Annotated in this window: 26 protein-coding genes; 20 read left to right on the top strand and 6 right to left on the bottom strand. The window is 63.1% G+C overall.

What is annotated here, in order from left to right:
* Window positions 1-134 precede the first annotated feature (134 nt).
* The 3 genes from F3H98_RS05410 to gndA all read left to right on the top strand — a co-directional run bounded on the left by F3H98_RS05410 (window position 135) and on the right by gndA (window position 3,420).
* On the top strand, window positions 135-1,160 hold the full coding sequence (locus F3H98_RS05410) for a diguanylate cyclase domain-containing protein (protein ID WP_188130334.1): 1,026 nt from the start codon (window positions 135-137) through the stop codon (window positions 1,158-1,160).
* 92 nt (window positions 1,161-1,252) lie between these two features.
* Window positions 1,253-1,876 carry a nucleoside triphosphate hydrolase gene (locus F3H98_RS05405; RefSeq protein WP_149759086.1) on the top strand — a complete coding sequence of 208 codons (624 nt, stop codon included), beginning with the start codon at window positions 1,253-1,255 and terminating at the stop codon, window positions 1,874-1,876.
* Between the two features lie 122 nt (window positions 1,877-1,998).
* Window positions 1,999-3,420, top strand: coding sequence for an NADP-dependent phosphogluconate dehydrogenase (gene gndA, locus F3H98_RS05400; RefSeq protein WP_149759085.1), 1,422 nt, complete (start codon window positions 1,999-2,001; stop codon window positions 3,418-3,420).
* 1 nt (window position 3,421) lies between these two features.
* Here the strand turns inward: gndA and F3H98_RS05395 are convergent, their stop codons facing one another.
* Window positions 3,422-4,453, bottom strand: coding sequence for a LacI family DNA-binding transcriptional regulator (locus F3H98_RS05395; RefSeq protein ID WP_149759084.1), 1,032 nt, complete (start codon window positions 4,451-4,453; stop codon window positions 3,422-3,424).
* A gap of 176 nt (window positions 4,454-4,629) precedes the next feature.
* Window positions 4,630-5,673, bottom strand: a complete 1,044-nt coding sequence (locus tag F3H98_RS05390) for a LacI family transcriptional regulator (protein ID WP_149759083.1) — start codon at window positions 5,671-5,673, stop codon at window positions 4,630-4,632.
* A gap of 367 nt (window positions 5,674-6,040) precedes the next feature.
* Here F3H98_RS05390 and F3H98_RS05385 point away from each other — a divergent pair, with 367 nt between their 5' ends.
* The 10 genes from F3H98_RS05385 to F3H98_RS05340 all read left to right on the top strand — a co-directional run bounded on the left by F3H98_RS05385 (window position 6,041) and on the right by F3H98_RS05340 (window position 17,436).
* Window positions 6,041-7,279: an ABC transporter substrate-binding protein gene (locus F3H98_RS05385; RefSeq protein ID WP_149759081.1), complete on the top strand. Its 1,239-nt coding sequence runs from the start codon at window positions 6,041-6,043 to the stop codon at window positions 7,277-7,279.
* Between the two features lie 73 nt (window positions 7,280-7,352).
* A complete protein-coding gene (locus tag F3H98_RS05380) occupies window positions 7,353-8,240 on the top strand; it encodes a carbohydrate ABC transporter permease (RefSeq protein ID WP_149759079.1) in 888 nt (295 codons plus the stop codon).
* Window position 8,241: 1 nt separating this feature from the next.
* Complete coding sequence (locus F3H98_RS05375) at window positions 8,242-9,183, top strand: carbohydrate ABC transporter permease (protein WP_149759077.1); 942 nt, start codon at window positions 8,242-8,244, stop codon at window positions 9,181-9,183.
* A gap of 4 nt (window positions 9,184-9,187) precedes the next feature.
* Window positions 9,188-10,267 carry an ABC transporter ATP-binding protein gene (locus F3H98_RS05370; RefSeq protein WP_149759075.1) on the top strand — a complete coding sequence of 360 codons (1,080 nt, stop codon included), beginning with the start codon at window positions 9,188-9,190 and terminating at the stop codon, window positions 10,265-10,267.
* A gap of 33 nt (window positions 10,268-10,300) precedes the next feature.
* Window positions 10,301-11,047, top strand: coding sequence for a sugar phosphate isomerase/epimerase family protein (locus tag F3H98_RS05365; protein WP_149759073.1), 747 nt, complete (start codon window positions 10,301-10,303; stop codon window positions 11,045-11,047).
* 12 nt (window positions 11,048-11,059) lie between these two features.
* Window positions 11,060-12,205, top strand: coding sequence for a Gfo/Idh/MocA family protein (locus tag F3H98_RS05360; RefSeq protein ID WP_149759071.1), 1,146 nt, complete (start codon window positions 11,060-11,062; stop codon window positions 12,203-12,205).
* A gap of 193 nt (window positions 12,206-12,398) precedes the next feature.
* Window positions 12,399-13,448 (top strand): L-glyceraldehyde 3-phosphate reductase, encoded by a 1,050-nt coding sequence (mgrA, locus tag F3H98_RS05355; RefSeq protein WP_149759069.1) that lies wholly within the window; start codon window positions 12,399-12,401, stop codon window positions 13,446-13,448.
* 14 nt (window positions 13,449-13,462) lie between these two features.
* Entirely contained in the window at window positions 13,463-15,082 is a 1,620-nt protein-coding gene (locus F3H98_RS05350; protein ID WP_149759067.1) for a glycoside hydrolase family 43 protein, read from the top strand.
* Between the two features lie 31 nt (window positions 15,083-15,113).
* Window positions 15,114-16,169 carry a sugar phosphate isomerase/epimerase family protein gene (locus F3H98_RS05345; protein ID WP_149759065.1) on the top strand — a complete coding sequence of 352 codons (1,056 nt, stop codon included), beginning with the start codon at window positions 15,114-15,116 and terminating at the stop codon, window positions 16,167-16,169.
* Window positions 16,170-16,263: 94 nt separating this feature from the next.
* Window positions 16,264-17,436: a Gfo/Idh/MocA family protein gene (locus F3H98_RS05340; protein WP_149759063.1), complete on the top strand. Its 1,173-nt coding sequence runs from the start codon at window positions 16,264-16,266 to the stop codon at window positions 17,434-17,436.
* 321 nt (window positions 17,437-17,757) lie between these two features.
* Here the strand turns inward: F3H98_RS05340 and F3H98_RS05335 are convergent, their stop codons facing one another.
* Both F3H98_RS05335 and F3H98_RS05330 read right to left on the bottom strand, forming a co-directional pair.
* Window positions 17,758-18,351: a hypothetical protein gene (locus F3H98_RS05335; RefSeq protein WP_188130333.1), complete on the bottom strand. Its 594-nt coding sequence runs from the start codon at window positions 18,349-18,351 to the stop codon at window positions 17,758-17,760.
* A gap of 111 nt (window positions 18,352-18,462) precedes the next feature.
* On the bottom strand, window positions 18,463-18,711 hold the full coding sequence (locus F3H98_RS05330; RefSeq protein ID WP_149759061.1) for a hypothetical protein: 249 nt from the start codon (window positions 18,709-18,711) through the stop codon (window positions 18,463-18,465).
* 350 nt (window positions 18,712-19,061) lie between these two features.
* Here F3H98_RS05330 and F3H98_RS05325 point away from each other — a divergent pair, with 350 nt between their 5' ends.
* The 3 genes from F3H98_RS05325 (at window position 19,062) to F3H98_RS05315 (ending at window position 20,142) form a co-directional block, all read left to right on the top strand.
* Window positions 19,062-19,307: a hypothetical protein gene (locus F3H98_RS05325; RefSeq protein ID WP_149759059.1), complete on the top strand. Its 246-nt coding sequence runs from the start codon at window positions 19,062-19,064 to the stop codon at window positions 19,305-19,307.
* Between the two features lie 81 nt (window positions 19,308-19,388).
* A complete protein-coding gene (locus F3H98_RS05320) occupies window positions 19,389-19,817 on the top strand; it encodes a hypothetical protein (RefSeq protein ID WP_149759057.1) in 429 nt (142 codons plus the stop codon).
* Window positions 19,818-19,926: 109 nt separating this feature from the next.
* Window positions 19,927-20,142, top strand: coding sequence for a hypothetical protein (locus F3H98_RS05315; RefSeq protein WP_149759055.1), 216 nt, complete (start codon window positions 19,927-19,929; stop codon window positions 20,140-20,142).
* A gap of 106 nt (window positions 20,143-20,248) precedes the next feature.
* On the opposite strand, the gene F3H98_RS05310 is transcribed toward F3H98_RS05315, so the two are convergent.
* Together F3H98_RS05310 and F3H98_RS05305 are read right to left on the bottom strand one after the other, a co-directional pair.
* Complete coding sequence (locus tag F3H98_RS05310; protein WP_149759053.1) at window positions 20,249-20,485, bottom strand: Lrp/AsnC ligand binding domain-containing protein; 237 nt, start codon at window positions 20,483-20,485, stop codon at window positions 20,249-20,251.
* Between the two features lie 79 nt (window positions 20,486-20,564).
* Entirely contained in the window at window positions 20,565-21,395 is an 831-nt protein-coding gene (locus F3H98_RS05305; RefSeq protein ID WP_149759051.1) for an alpha/beta hydrolase, read from the bottom strand.
* A gap of 164 nt (window positions 21,396-21,559) precedes the next feature.
* Between F3H98_RS05305 and F3H98_RS05300 the strand changes: the two genes are divergently transcribed.
* From F3H98_RS05300 to F3H98_RS05285, 4 genes are read left to right on the top strand one after another with little or no spacing between them, the layout of a single operon-like run.
* Window positions 21,560-23,851: a bifunctional salicylyl-CoA 5-hydroxylase/oxidoreductase gene (locus F3H98_RS05300; RefSeq protein WP_149759049.1), complete on the top strand. Its 2,292-nt coding sequence runs from the start codon at window positions 21,560-21,562 to the stop codon at window positions 23,849-23,851.
* A 2-nt stretch (window positions 23,852-23,853) separates the two neighbouring features.
* Window positions 23,854-24,612, top strand: coding sequence for an SDR family NAD(P)-dependent oxidoreductase (locus F3H98_RS05295; RefSeq protein WP_149759048.1), 759 nt, complete (start codon window positions 23,854-23,856; stop codon window positions 24,610-24,612).
* Window positions 24,606-25,082: a MarR family winged helix-turn-helix transcriptional regulator gene (locus tag F3H98_RS05290; RefSeq protein WP_149759046.1), complete on the top strand. Its 477-nt coding sequence runs from the start codon at window positions 24,606-24,608 to the stop codon at window positions 25,080-25,082. Before F3H98_RS05295 ends, F3H98_RS05290 begins: the two co-directional genes overlap by 7 nt.
* A gap of 5 nt (window positions 25,083-25,087) precedes the next feature.
* Window positions 25,088-25,897 (top strand): enoyl-CoA hydratase family protein, encoded by an 810-nt coding sequence (locus tag F3H98_RS05285; RefSeq protein WP_149759305.1) that lies wholly within the window; start codon window positions 25,088-25,090, stop codon window positions 25,895-25,897.
* The last annotated feature ends 94 nt before the right edge of the window (window positions 25,898-25,991 follow it).

Here is a 25,991-nt window from a genome sequence, read left to right as displayed (position 1 = left end):
AGATTGCCAGTATATTTACGGTGCCGACATAGCAAGTGTCTGGTCAGGGTCAACGGGGATCGCAATCCGATCCTGATTGAAAATTAATTCAAATGCAATTTTCACGTCGTAACTTCATGCCGGGAGGGATTGCCATGCGCGACGCGTGGGCGCGGCGGCGGCGATCCAGGGGAACGATGGGGCGAGCTGAACAGATCGAATCCATAACCACCGGTGGCCTTCAGGACCTGGCCACCGCCGTGCGCCACATGGGCGCCTATGTCGACAGGCTGCGCGAGCGCATAAGGCTCCTCGAAGCGGTCGTCGAGAATTTTCCGAGCGGGCTCTCGCTGTTCGACAAGAACCACGAGATGGTGCTCTGCAATGAACAGCAGAAAAAGATGCTCGACTATCCCGCCGCGCTTTTCGAAAACGGCAATCCGACGCTGGAAGACCTGTTCCGCTTCAACGCCGCGCGCGGTGAATACGGGCCGGGCAACCCGGAAGAACACGTCGCGCGCCGCATCGCGCTGGTGAAGAAGCGCCACGCCCACACCTATGAGCGCACCCGGCCGAACGGCATGATCGTTGAAATCCGCGGCGTGCCGCTGGAGGGCGGCGGCTTCGTCACCACCTATCTCGACGTCACCCAGCAGCGCCGCAACCAGGCGATGATTGCCCACATGGCGCATCATGACGGCCTCACGGACCTGCCCAACCGGACGCTGTTCACCGATCGGCTGCGCACCGCGATCGCGCTGGCCAAGCGGGGCGGCATGATGGCCGTGCACTATGTCGACATCGACAACTTCAAGCCCGTCAACGATACGCTCGGCCACAAGGGCGGCGACGAAATGCTGGTGGCCATCGCCGACCGGCTTCGCGAAGCGGTTCGCGAGAACGACACGGTGGGGCGGCTGGGCGGCGACGAGTTCGCCATTGTCCAGATGAGCATCCGCGAGCAGGCCGATGCCGCCGTGCTGGCGCGCCGGGTCATGTCGAAATTCGCAACCCCTTTCGTCATCGGCGGCACCGAAGTGAAGATCGGCGCCTCGATCGGCATTGCGCTGTCGCCGCATGACGGCGTGTCGACCGACGATATACTCGCCAAGGCCGACGCCGCCCTCTACCGGAGCAAGGCGGGCGGCAAGGGCCGCTTCAGCTTCTTCGACGCGGAATGACGGCCGCGTCGGCGCTTTGCGGACAATTCTGAAAAGGCTTGAAGTTCCATGCGATGGCGGCAGAATGCTCGCCCGACCAGCAGGCTTTTGTCATGTCAGAAATAGCCAGTCTCGCCGCCACCATCTTCAAGCGTGCCGCCAAGGCCAAACGGTTCGTCGTCGCCATCGCGGGCCCGCCGGGCGCCGGGAAATCGACCATTGCCGAGGAACTGTGCGCCCTTTTGCCGGAGGGCTCGGCGATCGTGGTGCCGATGGACGGCTTCCACTACGACAACATCATCCTGGAACAGCGCGGTTTGCGCAGCCGCAAGGGCGCGCCGGAAACATTCGACCTCGCCGGTTTCGAGCATCTTTTGAAGCGCATACGCGCCGCTGAACCCGACATCGCCATTCCCGTGTTCGACCGCAGCATGGAGCTTGCGCGCGCGGGCGCCGCGATCGTCGACGGAGACGTCAAGTTCATCCTCGCCGAAGGCAACTACCTTCTGCTCGACGAGGCGCCGTGGGCAGCGCTTGCGCCGCTCTTCGACCTTGCCGTGTTCCTCGACGTGCCGCGCGACGAACTCGAGCGCCGGCTGCTGCAGCGCTGGCACGAGCATGGCCGTTCCGAAGAGGATTCCCGCGCCTGGGTGGCCTCCAATGACATGCCGAATGTGGACCGGGTGCTTCAGAATCGCAGGGAGGCGGATCTGGTCCTCCGCTCCGCGCCCGCCTGATTTGCGCTCCGGCGGGCGCTCTGGCGCAGTCCAGCCGCTGCGGTTGACGTGGCGGCGATGGCCGGTCAAACATCCGCTTCCCGGCCAAGCGGCAAAAGCCTTCAACCATCGGCGGACAAAAGATGCAAAAAGCGGATATCGGCCTTATCGGCCTCGGAGTCATGGGCTCCAACCTGGCGCTCAACATCGCGGAGAAAGGCCATCGCGTCGCCGTCTTCAATCGCACGACTGCCCGCACCACCGCCTTCGCGCAATCCGCCGGAGCCCTGGCCGAGCGCATCGTGGCCTGCGACACCATCGAGGCGCTGGCCGCCGCGATCCGCCCGCCGCGGCCGATCATCCTGATGGTGCAGGCAGGCAAGGCGGTCGACGAGCAGATCACGCTGCTACGCGGCGTGCTCTCCGCCAACGACATCATCATCGACGCCGGCAACGCCAATTTCCGCGACACCGTGCGCCGCTTCTCCGAGCTGCGGGGCAGCGGCCTCACCTTCATCGGCATGGGCGTCTCGGGCGGCGAGGAAGGCGCTCGCCACGGCCCCTCCATCATGGTCGGCGGCACCGAGGACTCGTGGCGGCGCGTCGAGCCGGTGCTGACCGCGATTTCGGCGAAGTACGAAGGCGAACCATGTGCCGCCTGGCTCGGCAATGGCGGTGCCGGCCATTTCGTCAAGACCATCCACAACGGCATCGAATATGCCGACATGCAGATGATCGCCGAAATCTACGGCATCCTGCGCGACGGGCTCGGCATGCCGCCGAAGGAAATCGGCGGGGTTTTCGGCGAATGGAACCGCAGCCGGCTGAACTCCTATCTGATCGAGATCACCGCAACGGTGCTTGCCGCCGACGACGCAGCGACCGGAAAGCCGATCGTCGACATGATCCTCGACCGGGCCGGCCAGAAAGGCACCGGCAAATGGTCGGTGATCGAAGCCCAGACGCTCGGCATTCCCGCCACCGCCATCGAGGCGGCGGTCGCCGCCCGGGTGCTGTCTTCCATGAAGGCCGAACGCGAGGCAGCAGAAGCCGCCTATGGCAAGCTGTCGGCCGGCTCCTTCGGCCGCGACAAGGCGGCCATCCTTGCCGATCTTGAACTGGCGCTTTTCGCCGGCAAGGTTGCGGCCTATGCGCAGGGGTTCGCGGTGATGGACGCGGCATCGAAGGAATTCGGCTGGGGATTACCGTTGCCGACCATCGCCAAGATCTGGCGCGCCGGCTGCATCATCCGCTCGCAGTTCCTCGGCACGATCGCGGAGGCTTTCGAAGCCGGCGGCGCCACCAGGAACCTGCTGATGGCGCCGGCGTTCATCGCCATGATGAAGGAGGCGCACCCGTCGCTGCGGCGCATGGTGGCGCGCGCTTCGGAGGAGGGACTGCCCGTGCCGGCGCTGAGTTCCGCACTTGCCTATTTCGACAGCTATCGCCAGGCCCGCGGCACCTCGAACCTGATCCAGGCGCAGCGCGACTTCTTCGGCGCCCACGGCTTCGAGCGCATCGACGCCGAAGGCGCCCACCACGGCCCCTGGGCCGGGGAGGCTTGAGTTAAGCTTCCGCGGTGGCGCGGGTGCTCGACCGCACGATCAGCGTCGCGTCGAGCACTTTGGTGAAGGCGGTTCCGACCGGTGTGCGGTCGGGCGCGCGGATCAGGTCGATCAGCGCGTTGGCCGCAACCTCGCCGATCTCCATGCGTGGCTGCCGGATCGTCGTCAGTGCCGGAATGAACCGCTCGGCGATGTCGATGTCGTCGAAACCGACCACCGAAACATCGTCCGGCACGTGGACGCCGTGCCGGTAAAGCTCCGACATGAAGCCGCATGCCATCTCGTCGCTGGACGTGGTGATAGCGGTTGGGCGGTCGGCCAGCGCCAGCCAACTGAGTGCTGCATTCGCGCCTGACGCCAGCGTAAAATCGCCGTCGAAATACCAGTCGTTCCGCACGCGCAGGCCGTGTCTTGCAAGCGCGGCCTCGAAACCTCGCCGCCGTTCCTGGGTCAGCACGTTGTCGAGCGGTCCGAGGATGTGGCCGATGCTGGTGTGACCGAGCCCGGCGAGGTGGTCGACCGCAAGCGCGCTACCGCCGGCGTTGTCGAACCGGATCGACGGAAGGCTTGTTCCCTCGCTCCATTCACAGGCGTAGACGATCGGCGGATGCGCGTGGTTGCCATGCGAGAAAAAGTCATCGCGCAACGAACCATCCAGCACAAGCATTCCGTCGGCGTGGTTGTTGTGCAGATATTCGCCGAGCGGGCCTTCGTCGGCCTGCGGTTGCCTTGTGTCGGCTATCAGCACATTGAGGCCCGCCTTGGAGGCGGTTGCCTCGATGCCGGCAAGGATACGCGAGAAGAAGGGATTGCCGATGTTGGGCACAAGCACGACGATGGCGCCGGCCTGCTTGCGGCGAAGGTTGCGCGCGGTCTGGTTGACCCGGTAGCCGCTGCGCTCGACCGCCTCGATCACCGCCCGGCGGGTGCCCTCGGCAACGCTGCCCGGCGTCGACAGCGCACGGCTGACTGTCGCGGTCGACACATTCGCCATGCGGGCGACGTCCTGTATGGTCGGCGACGCCTTGTTCACGATCCTCGTCCACCCCCTGCAAGCGTCGACCGGGCTTGGAGCCGGAAGCCACCCGACGACTGTCCTCTGAAGCCGGATAGCCGTAGTCGATTGCGACGAAACACTAATTGCTTCGTTGTCCCAATACAATCTGCCCGCAGGATGCTGGGAACGTGTCCCAAAGAATATTTTGCCGTCTAACGTGATTCCACCTGCGAAGGCGCCGACAGGCTCTGCAGGCTCTGGGCGCTCTTGCCGTCGATTGCGCCAAGCACCGCCCGCGCGAGTTCCCGACCCGCCATGCGTACGCTCTCGTTGACCACGTAAAGGGTCGGCCGCAACAGATGCAGCAGCCGCGACGACTGTTTGGACACGATGTCGATGTCCTCACCGACCGAAAGCCCGGTGTCCTCGATCGCCGCGACGAGCGCGAACGTCGCCTGGCCGCTGCCCGAGACGATGCCGTCGGGGCGATTGGGGCGCCGCATGAGTTCGACGGTACGCGCCCTGATCTCGTCGATCGAATTGTCGATGGTGGCCCCGGTGAACGGAATCTCCGCCAACCCGGTCTCGTCCAGGGCCTCGAGGAAGCCGGCGCGCATGTGGTGGTGGTAGGAAAGGTTGGGCGGTGGCGCCAGCAGGGCGAGGCGCTTGCGGCCCAGTTTAGCGAGCTTGCGCACCGCCTGCACCGCATAGGCCTGGTTGTCGAAATCGTGGAACGGGTGCTCGACCCCCATGTCTGTCCGGCCGTGCGTGGCGAATGGAAAGCCGCGCTCCATCATGTAGCGAACGCGTGCATCCCTGGGCTCGGTGCGCGAGATGATGATGCCGTCGGCCGATCCGGTCTCGACGACATAGCGCACCGGCTCCATCGGGTCGTTGGTGCGGGAGTAGGGCGTCACCACCAGGTGATAGGGCGTTTGAGCCAGATGCTCGGAAATGCCGTAGATGAGGTCTGAAACGAAACCGCCGACCTGCTCTTCAGTGTTGAGCACGAGGCTGATGACGTTGGTCTTGCCGGTGCGCAGGCGCACGCCCGCCCGGTTCGGCCGGTAGCCCACCTGCCGGGCAACGAGCTGGACGCGCTTTCTTGTCTCCTCGCCGATTTCCGGCGCATCCTTCAGCGCCCGCGAAACGGTCGTCACGCCGAGCCCGGTCATGAAGGCAATGGTTTTCAGCGTCGGTCGCTGTGCCTCCCCGGTTCGTTCCCCGGCCGCGTCGTTGTTGTCCCGCATGTCCATGCGACGTGCCTTATCAGGCTTCTGCTCCGGACGGCAATTCCTGTGCGACGCAAGGAATTCGTCCCCGATGGCTTCATAATCTGAAACGTTACAGGTTTCAACGCAGCGTCATCGCATGCACTGTCTAGTGTGCTGAAGGCGTTGAGTCAGTGGAGCGAAGTCCACATAAGCGACTATCGTTCGGACAGGAGGGCTGACTATTTTGACGCATCGCAGCATGAGAATGCCGCATTGCACAGGAGGGTTTTTCGAAGGAAATAATTCGAATGTCGAAAAAAATGCCTTTGCGTGCCCGCGCCGGGTTGCGCTCACCTGTCAAATCCAATATGCAAAAATCTGTAACGTTTCAGTTCTGGGAGGAATACCGATGCGTTTTGGATTTTATCGTGCCGCGCTCGCTGCAAGCGTGGCGTTTTGTGTCAGCGCGCCGGCCTCGGCGACTGATCTCGAAGTGACCCACTGGTGGACGTCCGGCGGCGAAGCGGCGGCGGTCGCGGAATTCGCCAAGGCCTTCGACGCCACCGGCAACAAATGGGTCGACGGCGCCATCGCCGGCTCCGGCGACACCGCCCGGCCGATCATGATCAGCCGCATCACCGGCGGCGACCCGATGGGCGCCACGCAGTTCAACCACGGCCGCCAGGCCGAGGAACTGGTGCAGGAAGGGCTGATGCGCGACCTCACCGATCTCGCCACGAAAGAGGAGTGGGCCAAGCTTATCAACCCGCCGACGCTGCTACAGAACTGCACGCTCGACGGCAAGATCTATTGCGTGCCGGTCAATATCCACTCATGGCAGTGGATCTGGCTGTCCAACAAGGCCTTCGCCGACGCCGGCGTGCCGGTGCCGACGAACTGGGACGAGTTCGTCGCCGCCGCTCCGGCGCTCGAAAAGGCCGGCAAGGTTCCGCTGGCGCTTGGCAAGCAGGCCTGGCAGGAATCCGGCGCCCTCAACGTGCTGATGGCCGCGATCGTCGGACCGGAGACTTTCCTCAAGGTCTACAAGGACAAGGACGAGACGGTGGCGGCGGGCGCCGACATCGCCAAGGTGTTCAAGGCGGCCGATGACGCCCGCAAGATGGCTGTCAACTCCAACGTGCAGAACTGGAACGAGGCGACGGCCATGGTCATCAACGGCCAGGCCGGCGGCCAGATCATGGGCGACTGGGCGCAGGGCGAATTCCAGGTTGCCGGGCAGGTTGCCGGCAAGGATTACACTTGCCTGCCGGGCCTCGGCCTCAACGCCGTCATCGCGACCGGCGGCGACGCGTTCTACTTCCCGAAGGTCGACAACGCCGACATCAGTGCCGCCCAGGAAACGCTTGCCCATGTGATGCTGTCGCCGGAGACCCAGGTTGCCTTCAACCTCAAGAAGGGCTCGCTGCCGGTGCGTGGCGACGTCGATCTCACGGCTGCCAACGACTGCATGAAGAAGGGTCTCGAGATCCTTGCCGCCGGCAAGACCATGCAGTGGACGGACGAACTGATCAGCCCCGACACCACTCAGCAGATGAACGACCTGATGGCCGAGTTCTTCAGCACGCCGACCATCACGCCCGAAGACGCCCAGAAGCGCTTCGCCGAGATCATCGCCAAGGCCGACTAAACTTACCAGGCAGTGCCGGTCGAAGCCGGCCGGCACTGCCGATGGCCCCATCAGTCGTCCTGAGAGGTATTGAATGTCGGCAGCGACCCGTCCCAGCAAGCTGTTCAAGAATCTCAACGCCAAGATCGCCTCGATCCCAATGATCCTGACGGCGCTTTGCGTCTTCGTTGGCGGCACGACCTGGACCGTCGTCTATTCCTTCACCGATTCAAAACTCCTGCCGCGCTTGCGCTTCGTCGGGATCGAGCAGTACGAGCGGCTGTGGGCGTCGCAGCGCTGGATCGTCTCGATCGAGAACCTGGCGATATACGGTATCCTGTCTTTGGTTTTCAGCTTGGTGATCGGCTTCCTGCTGGCGGCCCTTCTCGACCAGAAGATCCGCTTCGAGGATACGTTTCGCACTATCTTCCTCTATCCCTTCGCGCTCTCCTTCATCGTCACCGGGCTGGTCTGGCAATGGATCCTCAACCCGCAGTTCGGCGTGCAGGGCATCGTGCGCGGCCTCGGCTGGGAAAGCTTTTCCTTCGACCCGCTCTACAACGCCGATATAGTCATCTACGGCATCATGATCGCCGGTCTCTGGCAGGGCACCGGGCTCGTCATGTGCCTGATGCTGGCGGGACTGCGCGGCATCGACGAAGACATATGGAAAGCCGCCCGCGTCGACGGCATCCCGATGTGGAAGACCTATTTGTTCATCGTTATTCCGATGATGCGCCCGGTCTTCATCACCACGTTGGTGATCATCGCTTCCGGCATCGTCAAGCTCTACGACCTTGTGGTGGCGCAGACGGGCGGCGGCCCCGGCAATGCGTCGGAAGTGCCCGCGAAATACGTCTACGAGTTCATGTTCCGGGCGCAGAATCTCGGTCAGGGCTTTGCCGCCTCGACGATGATGCTGCTCACGGTCGCGATCATCGTCGTGCCTTGGGCCTATCTCGAATTCGGGCGGAGGCGGTAGCATGTCGAACCCCGCCACGCTCGCCGCGACTGTCGCCGGTGCGGACGCTATCGCAGCCGAACTCGGCGGCCCGAGCGGACCGAGGCCGCGCGTCACCTTTTCGCGCCGCAACATCATCCTTTACGGCACACTGATCTTCGCGGCGATCTACTATCTCATCCCGCTCTATGTGATGGTCGTGACGTCGCTCAAAGGCATGCCGGAGATCCGCCTCGGCAACATCTTCTCGCCGCCGATTGAGATCACCTTCGAGCCCTGGGTGAAGGCCTGGGCGACAGCTTGCACCGGCCTCAACTGCGACGGGCTCAGCCGCGGCTTCTGGAACTCGGTGCGCATCACCGTGCCTTCGGTGGTCCTGTCGATCGCCATCGCCTCGGTCAACGGCTATGCGCTCGCCAACTGGCGCTTCAAGGGCGCCGACCTTTTCTTCACAATCCTGATCTTCGGAGCCTTCATCCCGTATCAGGTGATGATCTACCCGATCGTCATCATGCTGCGCGAAATCGGCCTCTATGGCTCGCTGACCGGCCTCGTCATCGTCCACTCGATCTTCGGCATGCCGATCCTGACGCTGCTGTTCCGCAACTATTTTTCTTCGCTGCCGGAAGAGCTGTTCAAGGCGGCGCGTGTCGACGGCGCCGGCTTCTGGGGCATCTACCTGCGCATCATGCTGCCGATGAGCCTGCCGATCTTCGTCGTGGCCGTCATCCTGCAGGTCACCGGCATCTGGAACGACTTCCTGTTCGGCGTCGTCTACACCCGTCCCGACACCTATCCGATGACGGTGCAGCTGAACAACATCGTCAACTCGACGCAGGGCGTGAAGGAATACAACGTCAACATGGCTGCAACCATCATCACCGGCCTTGTGCCGCTCGCGATCTACTTCATCTCCGGAAAACTCTTCGTGCGCGGCATCGCCGCGGGCGCGGTGAAGGGTTGACGCGATGACCAGTGTTCTTGTGCGCGATGTGTCGCTGAATTTCGGAACGGTCGAGGTTCTCAAGGCGCTCAATCTCGATGTTCCGGAGGGCGAGTTCCTTGTCCTGCTCGGTCCGTCCGGCTGCGGCAAGTCCACCTTGCTCAACTGCATCGCCGGCCTGCTCGATGTCAGCGCCGGGCAGATCTTCATCAAGAACAAGAACGTCACCTGGGAGGAACCGAAGGACCGCGGCATCGGCATGGTCTTCCAGTCCTATGCGCTCTATCCGCAGATGACCGTGAAGGGCAATCTCTCCTTCGGCCTCAAAAACGCCGGCGTGGCCAAGGACGAGATCGAAAAGCGCATCGCACGGACTTCAGAAATCCTGCAGATCGGGCCGCTGCTCGAGCGCAAGCCCTCGCAGCTTTCCGGCGGCCAGCGGCAGCGCGTCGCCATCGGCCGGGCGCTGGTGCGCGATGTCGACGTTTTTCTCTTCGACGAGCCGTTGTCCAACCTCGATGCCAAGCTGCGTTCGGAGCTGCGCGTCGAGATCAAGCGGCTGCACCAGCGGCTCGCCAACACCATGATCTACGTCACCCACGACCAGATCGAGGCGATGACGCTGGCCGATCGCATCGCGGTGATGAAGGGCGGCGTCATCCAGCAGCTTGACGCCCCGCAGGCGATCTACAACCGGCCGGTCAACCGTTTCGTCGCCGGCTTCCTCGGCTCGCCGGCAATGAATTTCCTAGACGGCGAACTTGCAGCCGGCCCGTCGTTCAAGATCGGCGCGACCGCGGTCCCGCTTGCCCGCTACACTTTCGATGGCTCCGCAAGCCGTATCGGACCGGCCGTCCTCGGCATCCGTCCGGAGCACATCGCCTTCGGCGACGCGGCGAAGGCATCGCCCTTTTCACAGCAGGTCGAGGTCGAACTGGTGGAGCCGATGGGGTCGGACACGCTGGTCTGGACGAGGCTCGGCAGCCAGAACCTCTCGTTCCGGGTCGAGGCCGAAAAGCCCCTCACCGTCGGCGACAAGGTTCTGATCGGCTTCGACCCTGCCCGCGCTTCGATCTTCGATTCCACGGCGGGCAATCGCATCTAGTCACCCCACCCCAAGACAAGACGGACAAGAGATATGGATTGGTCATTTCAGCTTTATAGCGCGCGCAACTTCCAGCCCTGGGACAAGGTCCTCGAGACGCTGGGGATGATCGGCTACAAGAATGTCGAGGGTTTCGGCGGTCTCTATGACGACCCGGCCAGGCTGCGCGCAACACTCGACAGGAACGGCCTCGCCATGCCGAGCGGTCATTTCTCGCTCGACATGCTGGAAAACGACTTCGACAAGGCCCTCGGCATCGTCAACACGCTCGGCATGAAGCTGGTGGCGTGCCCGCACATTACCGAAGACCTTCGCCCGTCGGACGCGGCCGGATGGCGCGGATTCGGCCAGCGCCTCGGCAAGATCGGCGCGCGGTTCAAGGGCACCGGCATCGGCTTCGGCTGGCACAACCACGATTTCGAGTTCGTGCGGCTTGCCGACGGTTCAGTGCCGCAGCAGCATATTCTCGACGCTGCCCCGGATATCGGCTGGGAGATCGACGTCGCCTGGGTCATCCGCGGCGGCGCCGATCCGAAGGAATGGATCGAAAAATACGGCCCGCGCATCGTCGCGGTGCACGTCAAGGATATCGCGACGGCCGGCCAGAACCAGGACCAGGATGGCTGGGCCGACGTTGGCCACGGCACAGTCGACTGGAAGGGGCTCTACAAGCTCCTGCGCGACAAGACCCCGGCCAAATTTTTCGTCATGGAACACGACAATCCGAGCGACGCGACGCGCTTCGCCAGGCTGTCATACGCAGCCGCGCAGAATTTCTAGGAGCAGATTTACATGGCAAAAAAACTTGGCGTCGGGATCATCGGCTGCGGCAACATCTCGACCACCTACTTCCAGCTGGCGCCGCTGTTCAAAGGCATCGAAGTGCGTGCCGGCGCCGACATCAACATGGACGCTGCGAAGGCACGCGCCAAGGAGTATGGCGTGCGCGCCGAAAGCGTCGACGGCCTGCTGAAGTCCGACGACATCGACATTGTCGTCAACCTGACGGTGCCGGCGGTCCATTACGATGTGTCCAAACAGGTTCTCGACGCGGGCAAGCATGTCTATTCGGAAAAGCCCTTCGTGCTTGCGGTCAAGGAAGGGCTCGACCTGAAGAAGCGCGCCGACAAGAAAGGCCTGCGGGTCGGTTCGGCGCCCGACACCTTTCTCGGCGGCGCCCACCAGCTTGCGCGCGATCTCATCGACAGCGGCAAGCTCGGCCGCATCACAAGCGGCACCTGCCATGTGATGAGCCACGGCATGGAGCATTGGCACCCGAACCCGGACTTCTTCTTCCAGCCCGGCGGCGGCCCGATCCTCGATCTCGGGCCCTATTACATCTCCAACCTGATCCAGCTGATCGGCCCGGTGAAGCGGGTGGCGGCCCTTACCACGATCCCCGCCAAGGAGCGCACCATCACCTCGAAGCCGCGCTACGGCGAAAAGGTGCCGGTGAACACGCCGACGACCATCCTGGCGCTGCTGGAATTCGAGAATGGCGCGGCGGTCACCTTCAATGCCAGCTGGGATGTCTGGGACCACGGCCATGCCCCGATGGAACTTTACGGCGAGGAGGGCACCATCCACGTTCCCGACCCGAATTTCTTCGGCGGCGCCGTACGCTATTCGAAGAGCGGCAAGCCGGTGAAGAAGGCGCCGAAATGGGATCATCCCTTCGGCGTGCCCAACCAGAAGCACAGCCAGGGCGCGATGGCCAACTACCGTTCCGCGGGCCTCGCCGACATGGCGATCGCGATTGCCGAAGGCAGGCCGCACCGCTGCTCCCTGGAGGCGGCACTTCATGCCGTCGACGTGATGACTTCTATCCTGAAATCGGGTGAAACCGGCAAGTTCATCGACATGCAAACCACCTGCGAAAGGCCGGCAGCCCTTGGCATCAAGGAAGCCAAGGCGCTTCTGAGCAAGAAGAAGAAATAGGCCGCAGGGGTGGCCGACCCTCCCCGAGCGGGGAGGGTCGGCTAACGGACCCAATGGAATGGAGCTCGGAGCCGGGATTGGGGGTGGAGAAAACCCGGCGAGGTGCCTAAAACACCCTTGCTCTGACCTCCCCACCCCGGCCCTTCGGGCCACCCTCCCCACAAGGGAGAGTAAACGCTTTGCGAGAATCATCATGCCCTGGCAGCCCGCCGAAAAACGCTACGAAACCATGGTCTACAACCGCTGCGGCAGATCCGGCCTGAAGCTGCCCGCGATCTCGCTCGGCCTGTGGCACAATTTCGGCGAGGACACGCCGCGCCAGACCAAGCGCGCCATCTGCCAGAAGGCATTCGACCTCGGCATCACCCACTTCGACCTCGCCAACAATTACGGTCCGCCACCCGGATCCGCAGAGAGCGCCTTCGGTGAAATCCTGCGCACCGATTTCGCGGGCTTGCGCGACGAACTGGTCATTTCCTCGAAGGCCGGCTACCTGATGTGGCCTGGCCCTTATGGCGAATGGGGCAGCCGCAAATATGTGCTGGCCAGCCTCGATCAGAGCCTGAAGCGGATGGGGCTCGACTATGTCGACATCTTCTATTCGCACCGCTTCGATCCCGACACGCCGCTGGAGGAGACCATGCTGGCGCTCGACCATGCGGTGCGTTCCGGCAAGGCGCTTTATGCCGGCGTCTCGTCCTACAATTCGCAGCGAACCCGCGAGGCGGCAAGCATCCTGCGCGAACTCGGCACGCCCTGCCTCATCCACCAGCCGAGCTATTCGATGATCAACCGCTGGGTAGAAGATGATGGCCTGCTCGATACGCTGGAAGGCGAAGGCATCGGCTCGATCGTCTTCTCGCCGCTGGCGCAAGGCATGCTGACCGCGAAATATCTCGGCGGCATTCCTGACGATGCGCGCGCCGCGCAGGGCAAGTCGCTCAACCCCGAATTCCTCAATGACAGGAACATCGCCAACATTCGCGCGCTGAACGCGATAGCCGAACGGCGCGGCCAGACGCTGGCGCAGATGGCGCTTGCCTGGGTGTTGCGCCGCGGACGCGTCACCTCCGCGCTGATCGGCGCCAGCCGGCCGGGGCAGGTCGAGGATTGCGTCGGCGCCTTGAAAAACCGCGATTTCACCGACGCGGAGCTGGCCGAGATCGACACCTACGCCCGTGACGCCGATATCAACCTCTGGGCCGCCTCGGCGGAACGCAAGGGTCCGGCCCGCAAGAAGTAGAAGTGCCTGCCTCGATGATCCGCAATCCGATCCTGCCCGGCTTCAATCCAGACCCATCGATCTGCCGGGTGGGAAGGGATTATTACATCGCCACCTCCACCTTCGAGTGGTATCCCGGCGTGCAGATCCATCATTCCACGGACCTGGTGAACTGGCGACTGGTGAAGCGGCCGCTCGACCGCGCCAGCCAGCTCGACATGCGCGGCAATCCGGATTCGGGCGGTATCTGGGCGCCTTGCCTGTCCCATGCCGACGGCAAGTTCTGGCTGGTCTACACCGACGTCAAGCGGCTCGACGGCAATTTCAAGGACGCACACAATTACATCGTCACCGCGCCGGCGATCGAAGGTCCCTGGTCCGATCCGGTCCATGTCAATTCATCGGGCTTCGATCCATCGCTCTTCCATGACGACGACGGGAAGAAGTGGTTCCTCAACATGCTGTGGAATCATGTCTCGCATGGTGTCGGCGGAAATCCGAAACATCCGTCATTCGCCGGCATCCTGCTGCAGGAATACGATGCGGCGGCAGGCAGGCTCGTTGGTCCAGTGAAGAACATTTTTTCCGGCAGCGATCACGGCCTGGTGGAAGGTCCGCATCTCCTGAAGAAGGATGGCTGGTATTACCTCACCACGGCGGAGGGTGGCACCGGCTACGATCATGCGGTCACCATGGCGCGCTCAAGGCAGATCGACGGGCCCTACGAACTGCATCCCGACATTCACGTCATCACATCGAAAGATGCGCCCGACGCGCCGCTGCAGCGCGCCGGCCACGGCCAGATCGTCGATACGCCGGACGGCGAGGTGTACCACACCCATCTCTGCTCGCGGCCATTGCCGGGGCTCCGGCGCTCGCCGCTTGGCCGCGAGACGGCGATCCAGAAATGCGCGTGGGGCGCCGACGGCTGGCTGAGGCTTTCCGGCAACGAACCGGTGCCGCGTGTCTCGGTGCCGGCGCCTTCGGGCGTTGCCGAAAGCATCCGGCCGGCGCCATCGGAAATCCGCTACGATTTCGACGCCGAGGATTTGCCCGCCGACTTTCAATGGCTGCGCACGCCCTATCCCGAGCGACTGTTCTCGCTCGTTGAAAAGCCGGGGTCGCTGCGTCTTTACGGGCGCGAATCCATCGGAAGTTGGTACGACCAATCCTTGGTGGCGCGGCGGCAGGAGCACTTTTCCTTCCGCGTCGAAACCGAACTCGTTTTCAGCCCTTCGACATTCCAGCAAGCGGCGGGTCTGGTTCATTATTACAACCGCCACAAATTCCATTTCCTGGCCATAACCCACGATGCCGCAAAGGGTCGCGTCCTTACCGTGCTCAGTTGCCCAGGAGACTGGCCGGACGGCAAGCTTTCCTTTCCACTGGCCGAGCCACTGCCGCTTCCGGGCGAAGGCGCGGTTCGCATCGCAGCCGAGATTGAAGGTGCGGAGCTGAAATTTTTCGTTTGGAACGACGAAAGATGGAATCTGGTAGGACCAGTTCTTGACGCCAGCGTGATCTCGGACGAAGGTGGCCGCGGCGAGCACGGTTCCTTTACCGGCGCTTTCGTCGGCATGGCGGCCTTCGATACGAGCGGCGCGGCACTTCCGGCGGACTTCGACTATTTCAGCTATACGGGCCGCGACGGCTGACCGGCCTGCCAATGATCGGGGAGGAAATAAGATGGCGACGACGATGAAGGGGCCGGCGATTTTCCTGGCGCAGTTCGCGGGTGACGCGGCACCGTTCAATTCGCTGAAAAGCATCGCGGCGTGGGCCGCCGGGCTCGGCTACAAGGGCGTGCAGATCCCGACCTGGGACGGCCGCCTGTTCGACCTCAAGAAAGCCGCTTCGTCGAAAACCTATTGCGACGAGGTGAGGGGCATCTGCGCCGAGGCGGGCGTCGAAATCACCGAATTGTCGACCCATCTGCAAGGCCAGCTCGTCGCCGTGCATCCAGCCTATGACAGCCAGTTCGACGGCTTCGCGCCGCCTTCGGTCCATAACAATCCCAAGGCGCGGCAGAAATGGGCGGTCGAGCAGATGAAGTTCGGCGCCAAGGCGTCGCGCAATCTTGGCCTGAATGCCTCGGTCACCTTCTCCGGCGCATTGGCTTTTCCCTATCTCTATCCCTGGCCGCAGCGGCCAGCCGGATTGATCGAGGAAGCCTTCGCCGAGCTTGGCAAGCGCTGGAAACCGATCCTCGATGCGTATGAGGATAACGGCGTCGACGTCGGTTATGAGATCCACCCAGGCGAGGACGTGTTCGACGGCGCGACGTTCGAAATGTTCCTAGAGGCGGTCGGCGGCCATAAACGCTGCAACATCAATTACGATCCGTCGCATTTCCTGCTGCAGCAGCTCGACTATCTCGCCTTCATCGACATCTATCACGAGCGCATCAAGGCGTTCCACGTCAAGGACGCCGAGTTCAATCCGACGGGCAGGCAGGGCGTGTACTCCGGCTATCAGGGCTGGATGAACCGCGCCGGACGATTCCGTTCGCTGGGCGACGGACAGGTCGATTTCAGCGGCATCTTTTCCAAGCTCGCGCAATATGGCTATGACAGCTGGGCGGTTCTTGAATGGGAGTGCTGCCTGAAGCACCCGGAAGATGGCGCTGCCGAAGGCGCTCCCTTCATCCAGCATCACATCATTCGGGTGACGGAAAAGGCTTTCGACGACTTTGCCGGCGGCGCCACCGACAAGAAAATGCTGCGGGCGATGATGGGGATTTGAGACGGCAATGGGCAGTAGGCAGTAGGTAGCCCGCGAAACCATCGCCTACTGCCGATTGCCCGCTGCCTACTGCCCAAAAAAGGAAGGACAAAAAATGGTCAGCGGCACAAAAATTGAATCAGGCGTCGGTCCGATCCGCTACGGCATGGTCGGCGGCGGCCAGGGCGCCTTCATCGGCGCCGTGCATCGCATCGCGGCGCGCATGGACGGCGAGTTCCAGCTGGTTGCCGGCGCCCTGTCGTCGGACCCTCAGCGCGCCAAGGCGTCCGCCGCCGAGATCGGTCTCGACCCGGAACGCAGCTATGGTTCCTATGCCGAGATGGCGAAGGCGGAAGCGAAGCGGCCAGACGGCATCGAGGCGGTCGCCATTGTCACGCCCAACAACGTCCACTTTCCGGCGGCAAAGGCGTTTCTCGAAGCCGGCATTCACGTCATCTGCGACAAGCCGCTGACAGCCACCCTCGCCGAAGCCAAAAAACTCGCGGCGCTGGTGGAAAAGACCGGCAAGGTGTTCGTGCTCACCCACAACTACACCGCCTACCCGATGGTCAGGCAGGCGCGCGAGATGGTGCAGAAGGGCCAACTCGGTGACATTCGCATCGTGCAGGCCGAGTATCCACAGGACTGGCTGACCGAGGATCTCGCCGCCACCGGCCAGAAGCAGGCATCGTGGCGCTCGGATCCGAAACAGTCGGGCGCCGGCGGCGCCACCGGAGACATCGGCACCCATGCCTACAACCTCGCCCGTTTCGTCTCCGGCCTGGAGCTCGACAGCCTGTCGGCCGATCTCGACGCCTTCGTGCCGGGACGCAAGCTCGACGACAATGCCAACGTCATGCTGCGCTTCAAGGGCGGCGCCAAGGGCATGATCTGGGCGAGCCAGGTAGCGCCAGGCCACGAGAACGGCCTGAAGCTCAGGGTCTATGGCACCAAGGGCGGCATCGAATGGGTGCAGGCTGATCCGAACTATCTCTGGTTCACACCGTTCGGCCAGCCCAAGCAGTTGCTCACCCGCGCCGGCGCCGGTGCGGGTCCTGCCGCGGCGCGCGTCAGCCGCGTTCCGTCAGGCCACCCCGAGGGCTATCTCGAGGGTTTCGCCAACATCTACGCGGAAGCAGCACGCGCCATCCGCGCCGCGCGCAAGAAGAACGGCAAGCCCGCCAAGGATGTCATCTTCCCGACCGTGCAGGATGGCGTCGAGGGCGTTGCCTTCGTGGAAGCCTGCGTGCGCTCGTCGAAGAAGAATGCCGCCTGGATGAAGCTCTGATTTTCTCGGTCGAACAAAAAGGCGGCGGGGCTTTGCCCTGCCGCCTTTTGTTTGACTGCAACGAAAAGACGTCTCGCGACAGCTACGCGATCAAGGCCACAGAGCGCGACCTTGCAGGATCAACGAGCCGCACCAACCAGCACCATTCCGACATGATCGGAATGCGGCTGGCTTCCAGAACGTGGCCTTAAAAGTGGCGACTGGTTTCGGAAAAATACCCAACAAAGAAACAGAGCCTCATTCCGACATGATCGGAATGGAACTGGCTCCAGGTCTTGATGGGTAGAGGCCGGCGGGCCGATGCGGTCGCCGGCCCCGAAATTATTTCGACTTGGCGGGCTTCTTCGCTGACGATTTCTTGTCGGACGTCAGTGCTTTCGCCGCCATCGACACCGCGCCGAGTGCGCCGGTCGCTGCCGCCTTGACGCCCTTCGTCACCTTGGCCGCGACGGACTTGGCCGCGGCCTTCGGCTTTGCTGCGGCGGCAGGCTTCTTGGCTGCCGCCTTGGCCGGAGCAGCTTTCGCTGCTGCCTTGCCGTTTGACTTGGCGGCTGCCGCGGGCTTCTTTGCCGCGGCCGCCTTCGCGGCGGGCTTCTTCGCCGCCGCGGTCTTGCTTGCTGCCTTGGCGGCTGCAGGCTTCTTCGCCGCGGCTGCCTTCGCAGCGGGCTTCTTCGCCGGCGCTGCGGTCTTGCTTGCTGCCTTGCCGTTGGCCTTGGCGGCTGCCGCCGGCTTCTTCGCCGGTGCGGCGGCCTTGCTGGCTGCCTTGGCTGCCGCCGGTTTGGCGGCAGGTTTCTTGGCGGCTGCGGCGGGCTTTGCTGCAACTGCCTTCTTTGCATCCTTCGCCCGCGCGGCAACGGCCGCGGCTGCTCCGGAACCTGCTTTACTCGACTTTGCTGCTGCTGGTTTCTTTACCATAGCGACTCCCCTTCTCCTCGGATGCAAGTATCGCGCGAAAGTCAACGATTACAAGGCGGCTCAAATTCTTATCGACAGCTTTGACGGCAAACCTTTGCTCGGCGGACGGTTTCATTGCTCGTCTTCAGGTTTTGAGCCCGGCTCTGGAAACAGATCATGGTTCAACAGTGCCCGGCCGAACTGATAAAGCATCTCCGCCGCGGCATCGTCTCCCCGGCTCTTCAGCCTGTTGTAGGCCATGCCGGCGGCGAAGTTCATGCGCTGCGTGGCGCTTGCATCGGTCTCGTGAAGTGCTTGCGCAATACATGTGGCGATCTCGAGCACCGCCATCTGCAACTGTTCGGTGTCGCGCGTCGCCATCTATCTCAGGTTCGGTCCGAAGCAGGCCGGATTCGTCGAAACCCGGCAGCCCGAATCGAACGCTCTCGCGCGTGAATCGCCGGAATAGTGGACGACACTCGCGAACGCGCCGGCGAAGGCCGCCGAAAGAAGGCAGACGATTCCGATCCTGTGCAAAAACAACGGCACGCTCCGCGCATTCAGAGCCCCTACCAACCCGATCGCGCGGATAATATTTCGACAGGATTACCAACGGCTTAACATTCTGGAACTGCGAACGCCGCCGTTCGTTGTCGGTCATGACGGCTTGCGAAGCAGTGCGGGACGCCTCATTGTTCGATGCAGCTGGTATAATGCGGCGAGGTAATTCGATGTCGGGCAACAAACCCATAGCGACGGCTCCGAAGGACGGAAGCAAGGTCCGGGTCTACTGGACCGACGCCGTTGGCCAGGAAAACGAATCCATCGCCCGTTACCGCTCGCCGGAACGCCTGAAGGCGGCGGGCGGCGACTGGGACGAAACTGATGCCGGGTGGTGGACCTTCGTCGACGGCGATACCGAGAAGCGTATCGAACCGCATTCCTGGAGCTCGGGCGACGATGAGGGGGAAGACTGATTGCCGCCTGTTGGAGAGGTTTCGGTGAAGTTTGAGAGCCATGACAAACTTTTGCCGCGCTTTGTGTGCAGGCGAATTTTCATGGAACAGCATTGCCACAGCGCGCGCCCGCGCAGCCTCAGCCGGATTGGCAACCTGTCGCGGTTTCCCATCGCGGCAATTACCGTCTGTGGGCTGTCCATTTTCGGACTGTCGCTGGTTTCCGGCTGCACGCGCACATCCGACGGCTCGGTGGTGCTGGCAAGGCAGTTCACGCCCGGTGCGACGCCGTCTCCATCTTACGCTAGCCCCGCCATGCAGCAGCAGGAGCTGGCGGCCTCCGCCGAGCCTGTGATGGAAGCGCCGGCGCGGCCAGCCACTCGGCGCCCGTCGTCAGCGTCCGTTGGCAAGGTGCAGGCCTGGAAACCGGCAGTGGTCAGGCCGCCATTCACTCGATCCGATCCCGAGAACCCGATTACCTGCAACAATGCGACCTCGGCCGGCGCCCGGGTCCGCGTCGTCTGCCAGTAAGGTTCTGCAACACCGGTTCGCAATCGGCGCGCCCTTGCGCGCTCATATCGATTCACGCGCCTGTCACGAGCTTCATGGTCATCTTACCCGACTTTGAGAGGGGACGGCCATGGACGATCCGTTGGCAAAATACCTTGTGCCGTGGACTGAAGAAGAACTCGCAAAACTGAGATTGCTTGCCGCCCACAACGAGCGCATCGGCTCGATTGCCCGCAAACTGGGGCGCACGCGGATCGGCATTCGCGCCCGGGCGGCGCATGACGGCATTCGCCTCAGGGAGCGCGGCAGCTTCCGTGTGGCGGGTCCGATCAGCTACTTTCTGTAACGTCTCCCGGAGAGGCGGAAGGCCTGCGGCACCGGCCGGGCGGGGGGCTCTGCCGGTGCAGCAGGTCTGCAGAAACTGAGGCGAATATTTCGCCCCGATCGGAAGGCTAGAATGCCTTGAAGGTCAGGGTCGTCAGCGAGCGCACGATACCCGGCACATTGGCGACATTCTCGTTGATGAACTTGCCGATGTCGACCTCTGGCTCGATGTAGATCTTCATCAGCAGATCATACTCGCCGCTGGTTGAATAGAGTTCGGAGGCAACCTCGCGCTCGAACAGTTCGTCGGCGACCTGGTAAGTCGATCCGGGCTGGCATTGCAACTGGACAAAAACGGCTCTCATCGCATCTTCCTGTCAGATTTCATTGCGGCACAAGGATCGCGAGGCCGCCCGTTTTACCAAAAAGCTTCGGCGTATCGGCCTATGCTGTCAACAAGGTTTTGGTCAGCGGATGGGCGGCATCGGCAAGCCCGTCGACGATGGTGAAATGGTGCCGGTCGGGTTCCTCCACCGTCGCGGTCTCGGCGCCCAGCCCGGTCCAGATGTTGGCGAGAAGCGCATTCTGGCGGATGAACTCGGCGCGCTCGGCGGCGCCCACCCAACAGGTCAGCCTTGTGTTCTCGATCGGCGACAAAAGCGCCGGGCTTTCGGCCAGCGCCTCGGCTTCGTCGACATTCAGTTCGCGGTACATGGGAATGCGCATCACCGTCCTCAGATCGTGCAGGCCGGCGATTGAAAGGACGTGACGCACACGGCCCGCCACCGCTCTCGACAAAGGCGAAGTGGTCGTCACCATGCGCGTGGCCAGATGGCCGCCGGCGGAGTGGCCGGTCAACATGATCGGTCCATCGATCATTTCCGCGGCCGTTTCGACCGCCCTGGCGATTTCGCGCGTGATGTCGCGGATACGCACTTCGGGACACAGCGTGTAGGAGGGCATCGCCACCGCATAACCGCTGTCAACCGCGCCGCTGGCCAGATGCGACCACACGCTTTTGTCGAATGCTTTCCACCAGCCGCCATGGATATAGACCACCAGCCCCTTCGGCATACCTTGCGGCAGGAAGAGGTCGAAGCGGTTACGCTCGCGCTCGCCATAGGCAATGTCGAGTTTGGCCCTGCCCTTGGCGCTCATCGCATCCCGATATGCCTCAGCCGGGCCGATCCAGGCCGCAGGCCAGCGGTCGCCACCCGGAATGTTGATGGCATTGGAATAGGCGTCGTCCCAGTTCGAAACGCGGCGATGGATCATCAACCCCTCCAGAGCTTGCGGGGCAAAGCCATCCGAAATCCGTCATCCTGTCAATCGCCGCGCAGCGTTCGGTCAAAAATATTTCAATCTTGAAATTTCATGCTTGAAATATCTCGTCGCGAGTGCGATGGTTGGCTCGTCGAGACATGGGAGGAGATCGCACGATGAAAGTCGCGGTTCTCGGGGCCGGGCCCGCCGGGCTCTATTTCGCCATCTCGATGAAGCTGCGCGATGCCGCGCATCAGGTCACCGTCATCGAACGCAACAAGCCCGACGACACGTTCGGCTGGGGCGTTGTGCTGTCCGACGAAACGCTCGACAATCTCGCGGCCAACGACCCGGTCAGTGCGGCCTGGATCCGTGATCATTTCGCTTACTGGGACGACATCGCCGTCGTCCACAAGGGCGTGCGCACCGTCTCCACCGGCCATGGCTTCTGCGGCATCGGCCGCAAGCAGATACTGATCCTGCTTCAGAAGCGTGCGCGCGAGCTTGGCGTCGATCTCGTATTCGAGACGGAGGCGCGCGAGCCGCAATTCTATATGGATGCCTACGACCTCGTCGTTGCGTCCGATGGCGTCAACTCGCGCACGCGCACCGCACTTGCCGATGTGTTCAAGCCCGACATCGACGTCCGCAAATGCAAGTTTGTCTGGCTCGGCACCCACCAGAAATTCGACGACGCGTTCACCTTCATCTTCGAGGAAACCGGGCACGGCTGGGTGTGGGCGCATGCCTACCAGTTCGACCCTGACACGGCGACCTTCATCGTCGAATGCTCGGAAGCGACGTGGGAAAAGTTCGGCTTCGGGTCGATGTCGAAAGAAGAGTCGATCGCCACCTGCGAACGCATCTTTGCAAGGCATCTCGGCGGCCACGCGCTGATGTCCAACGCCGCCCACGTTCGCGGCTCGGCCTGGATCAGCTTCCCGCGGGTTCTGTGCGAACGCTGGTCGTACAAGAACCTGGCACTGATGGGCGATGCGGCGGCGTCGGCGCATTTCTCGATCGGCTCGGGCACCAAGCTGGCGCTCGAAAGCGCGGTCGCTCTGGCCGATTATGTACATTCCGAGCCGAGCCTCGATGCGGCTTTCAGGAAATATGAGGAGGCGCGGCGCACCGAGGTGTTGCGCCTGCAGTCGGCGGCGCGCAATTCGCTCGAATGGTTCGAGGATGTCGAGCGATATTTCAGCCTCGACCCCGTCCAGTTCAACTATTCGCTGCTCACCCGCTCGCAGCGCATCAGCCACGAGAATTTGCGGTTGCGCGACAAGGCCTGGCTGGACGGCGCCGAGGCATGGTTCCAGCGGCAGGCCGGTAGCAACTTCAACGGTGCGCGCGCACCGATGTTCGCGCCGTTCCGGCTGCGCGACATGCATCTGAAAAACCGCGTGGTGGTGTCGCCGATGGCGCAATACAAGGCGGTCGACGGCTGCCCAACGGACTGGCATTTCGCCCACTATGCCGAGCGGGCCAAAGGCGGCGCCGGTCTGATCTATATCGAAATGACCTGCGTCAGTCCGGAAGGCCGCATCACGCCCGGCTGCACCGGTTTCTATCGGCCTGAACACGAGGTTGCATGGACGCGGCTGGTCGATTTCGTGCATGCCGAAACCGAGGCGAAGATCTGCGCGCAGATCGGCCACTCCGGCCCGAAGGGTTCGACGCAGGTCGGCTGGGAAGACAGCGACGCACCGCTTGCCGAAGGCAACTGGCCGGTCATGGCGGCGTCCGACGTGGCATGGTCGCCGCGCAACCAGTCGCCTAAACCCATGGACCGCTCGGATATGGACCGGGTGCGAAACGAATTTGTTGCGGCTGCAGAGATGGCGAAGCGCTGCGGCTTCGACATGCTGGAGATCCACGCCGCGCATGGCTATCTGCTGTCGTCCTTCATCACGCCGCTGACCAATTTGCGGACCGACGAATATGGCGGTTCGCTGGAAAACCGCATGCGTTATCCGCTTGAGGTTTTCCATGCGGTCCGCGCGGTGTGGCCGGGGGAAAAGCCGATCTCGGTGCGCATCTCTGCACATGATTGGGTCGGCGACGACGGCGTCCATCCAAGCGAAGCCGTCGAGATCGCGCGCATGCTGCAGGCGGCCGGCGTCGACATCTGCGACGTTTCCGCCGGCCAGACATCGCAGCGCGCCAGGCCGGTTTATGGCCGCATGTTCCAGACGCCGTTTTCGGACCGCATCCGAAACGAGACTGGCATGGCAACGATGGCGGTCGGTAATATTTACGAACCGGACCACGTCAATTCGATCCTGATGGCAGGCCGCGCCGACCTGGTCTGCCTGGCGCGGCCGCATCTTGCCGACCCATACTGGACATTGCATGCGGCGGCAAAGCTCGGCGACCGCCATGTGAAATGGCCTGATCCCTATCTTCCCGGCCGCGACCAGCTTTACCGCCTGGCCGAGCGGCAGGACGTCATGACGGGCAAGGTGTGAGCATGATCGTCGGCAGGCATGCTCTGGTCACGGGTGGCGGCAGCGGCGTCGGCAAGGCGGTCGCGCTGGCGCTGGCAGAGGCTGGCGTCGACGTCACCATCTGCGGGCGGCGGCTGACGGCGCTTGAGGCCGTTGCGGCGCTTCACGACCGCATTCATGCCGTCGCGGCTGACGTGACCGACGAAGCCTCGATGGCAAAGCTCTACGAAACCGCCGAGGCAGCGCGCGGGCCGCTGGATATCATTGTCGCCAATGCTGGGATGGCCGGCAGTGCGCCGGCGGCCAAGACCGCGCTTGCCGACTGGCAAAAAACCATCGACGTCAATCTCACCGGCGCGTTTCTGACAGTGAAGGCGGCGCTTGCCGGCATGACGGCGCGCAAGGGCGGTCGCATCATCTTCATCGCCTCCACCGCAGGCCTCAAGGGTTATGCCTACGTAGCCCCATACGTTGCCGCAAAACATGGCGTCGTCGGCTTGACGCGGGCGCTGGCGGCCGAGACCGCGAAATCCGGCGTCACCGTCAACGCCATCTGCCCGAGCTTCGTCGAGACCGACATGCTGGAAGAATCGATCGGCCGCATCGTCGAAAGGACCGGCCGCAGCGAGGCGGAAGCGCGTGCAAGCCTGATGGCGTCGAACCCGCAAGGCCGGTTCGTCCAGCCCGAGGAAATCGCCGCCAGCGTTTTGTTCCTGTGCAGCGCGGCCGCGGCTTCGATCACCGGCCAGTCGATCTCGGTCTCGGGAGGCGAGACATGGTAAGTGCGCCGCTTTCTTCGGTCTCGGTCGGCAACGGGGCCAAGGAGCGGTTGCGCCTGTGGATACGGCTGTTGCGGGCCTCGCGCATCGTCGAGAGTGAATTGCGCGAAAGGCTGAAGCGCGAGTTCAATTCGACGCTGCCGCGCTTCGATGTGATGGCCGCGCTCTACCGCGCGCCCGACGGCATGCTGATGAGCGACCTCTCACGCTTCCTGCTCGTCTCAAACGGCAACGTCACCGGCATCGTCGACCGGCTTGTCTCCGACGGTTTCGTCGTCCGCGCGCAGCGAGAAGGCGACCGCCGCACCTCGATCGTGCGGCTCACCGCGCGCGGCGAAGAGGAATTCCGCTCGATGGCGGCCATTCACGAAGGCTGGATCGGCGAACTGTTGGGCGACGTCGCGGAAGACGATGCGCGACGGCTTTCGGCGATGTTGAAATCGTTCCGCAGCAATTGGGAGGGCGAGGCGTGAAGGGCATGAAATTGGCCGGCCTCAAGCCGAAGCATTTCCTCTGGAAGGTCGAAGGCCGCATCGCGCGCGTGCAGCTCGACCGTCCGGAGCGCAAGAACCCGCTCACCTTCGAATCCTATGCCGAACTGCGCGACACGTTCCGCGATCTCGTCTACGCCGACGATGTCGATGCCATCGTGTTCCTGCCCAATGGCGGCAATTTCTGCTCTGGTGGCGATGTGCACGACATCATCGGGCCGCTTGTCGACATGGACATGAAGGGCCTGCTCGCCTTCACCCGCATGACCGGAGATCTGGTCAAGGCGATGCTGAACTGCGGCAAACCGATCATCACCGCGGTCGACGGCGTGGCGGTCGGCGCCGGCGCCATCGTCACCATGGCTTCCGACATAAGGCTGGCGACGCCGGAGGCGAAGACCGCGTTCCTGTTCACCCGCGTCGGGCTTGCCGGCTGCGACATGGGGGCCTGCGCCATCCTGCCTCGCATCATCGGCCAGGGGCGCGCCGCCGAACTGCTTTACACCGGCCGCACCATGAGCGCCGAGGAAGGCGACCGCTGGGGCTTCTACAACAGGCTGGTGCCGGCGGAGCAACTCGAAGGCGAGGCGATGGACCTTGCCACGCGCATCGTCTCGGGGCCGACGTTCGCCCACGGCATCACCAAGACGCAGCTCAACCAGGAATGGTCGATGGGGCTCGACCAGGCAATCGAGGCGGAAGCCCAGGCGCAGGCGATCTGCATGAAGACCAAGGATTTCGAGCGCGCGTATCGTGCCTTCGTCGAGAAAAAGAAGCCGGTGTTCGAGGGGGATTGAGGATGAGTTCAGCCGTCAACACCCCCCTCTGGCCTGCCGGCCATCTCCCCCTCAAGGGGGGAGATTATTCGCTCCGTCGTCCTCGCATCCACTT

Source organism: Neomesorhizobium albiziae, assembly GCF_900114255.1.
Taxonomy (GTDB): Bacteria; Pseudomonadota; Alphaproteobacteria; order Rhizobiales; family Rhizobiaceae; genus Neomesorhizobium; species Neomesorhizobium albiziae.
This window is presented reverse-complemented; position numbering and strand designations above follow the sequence as displayed.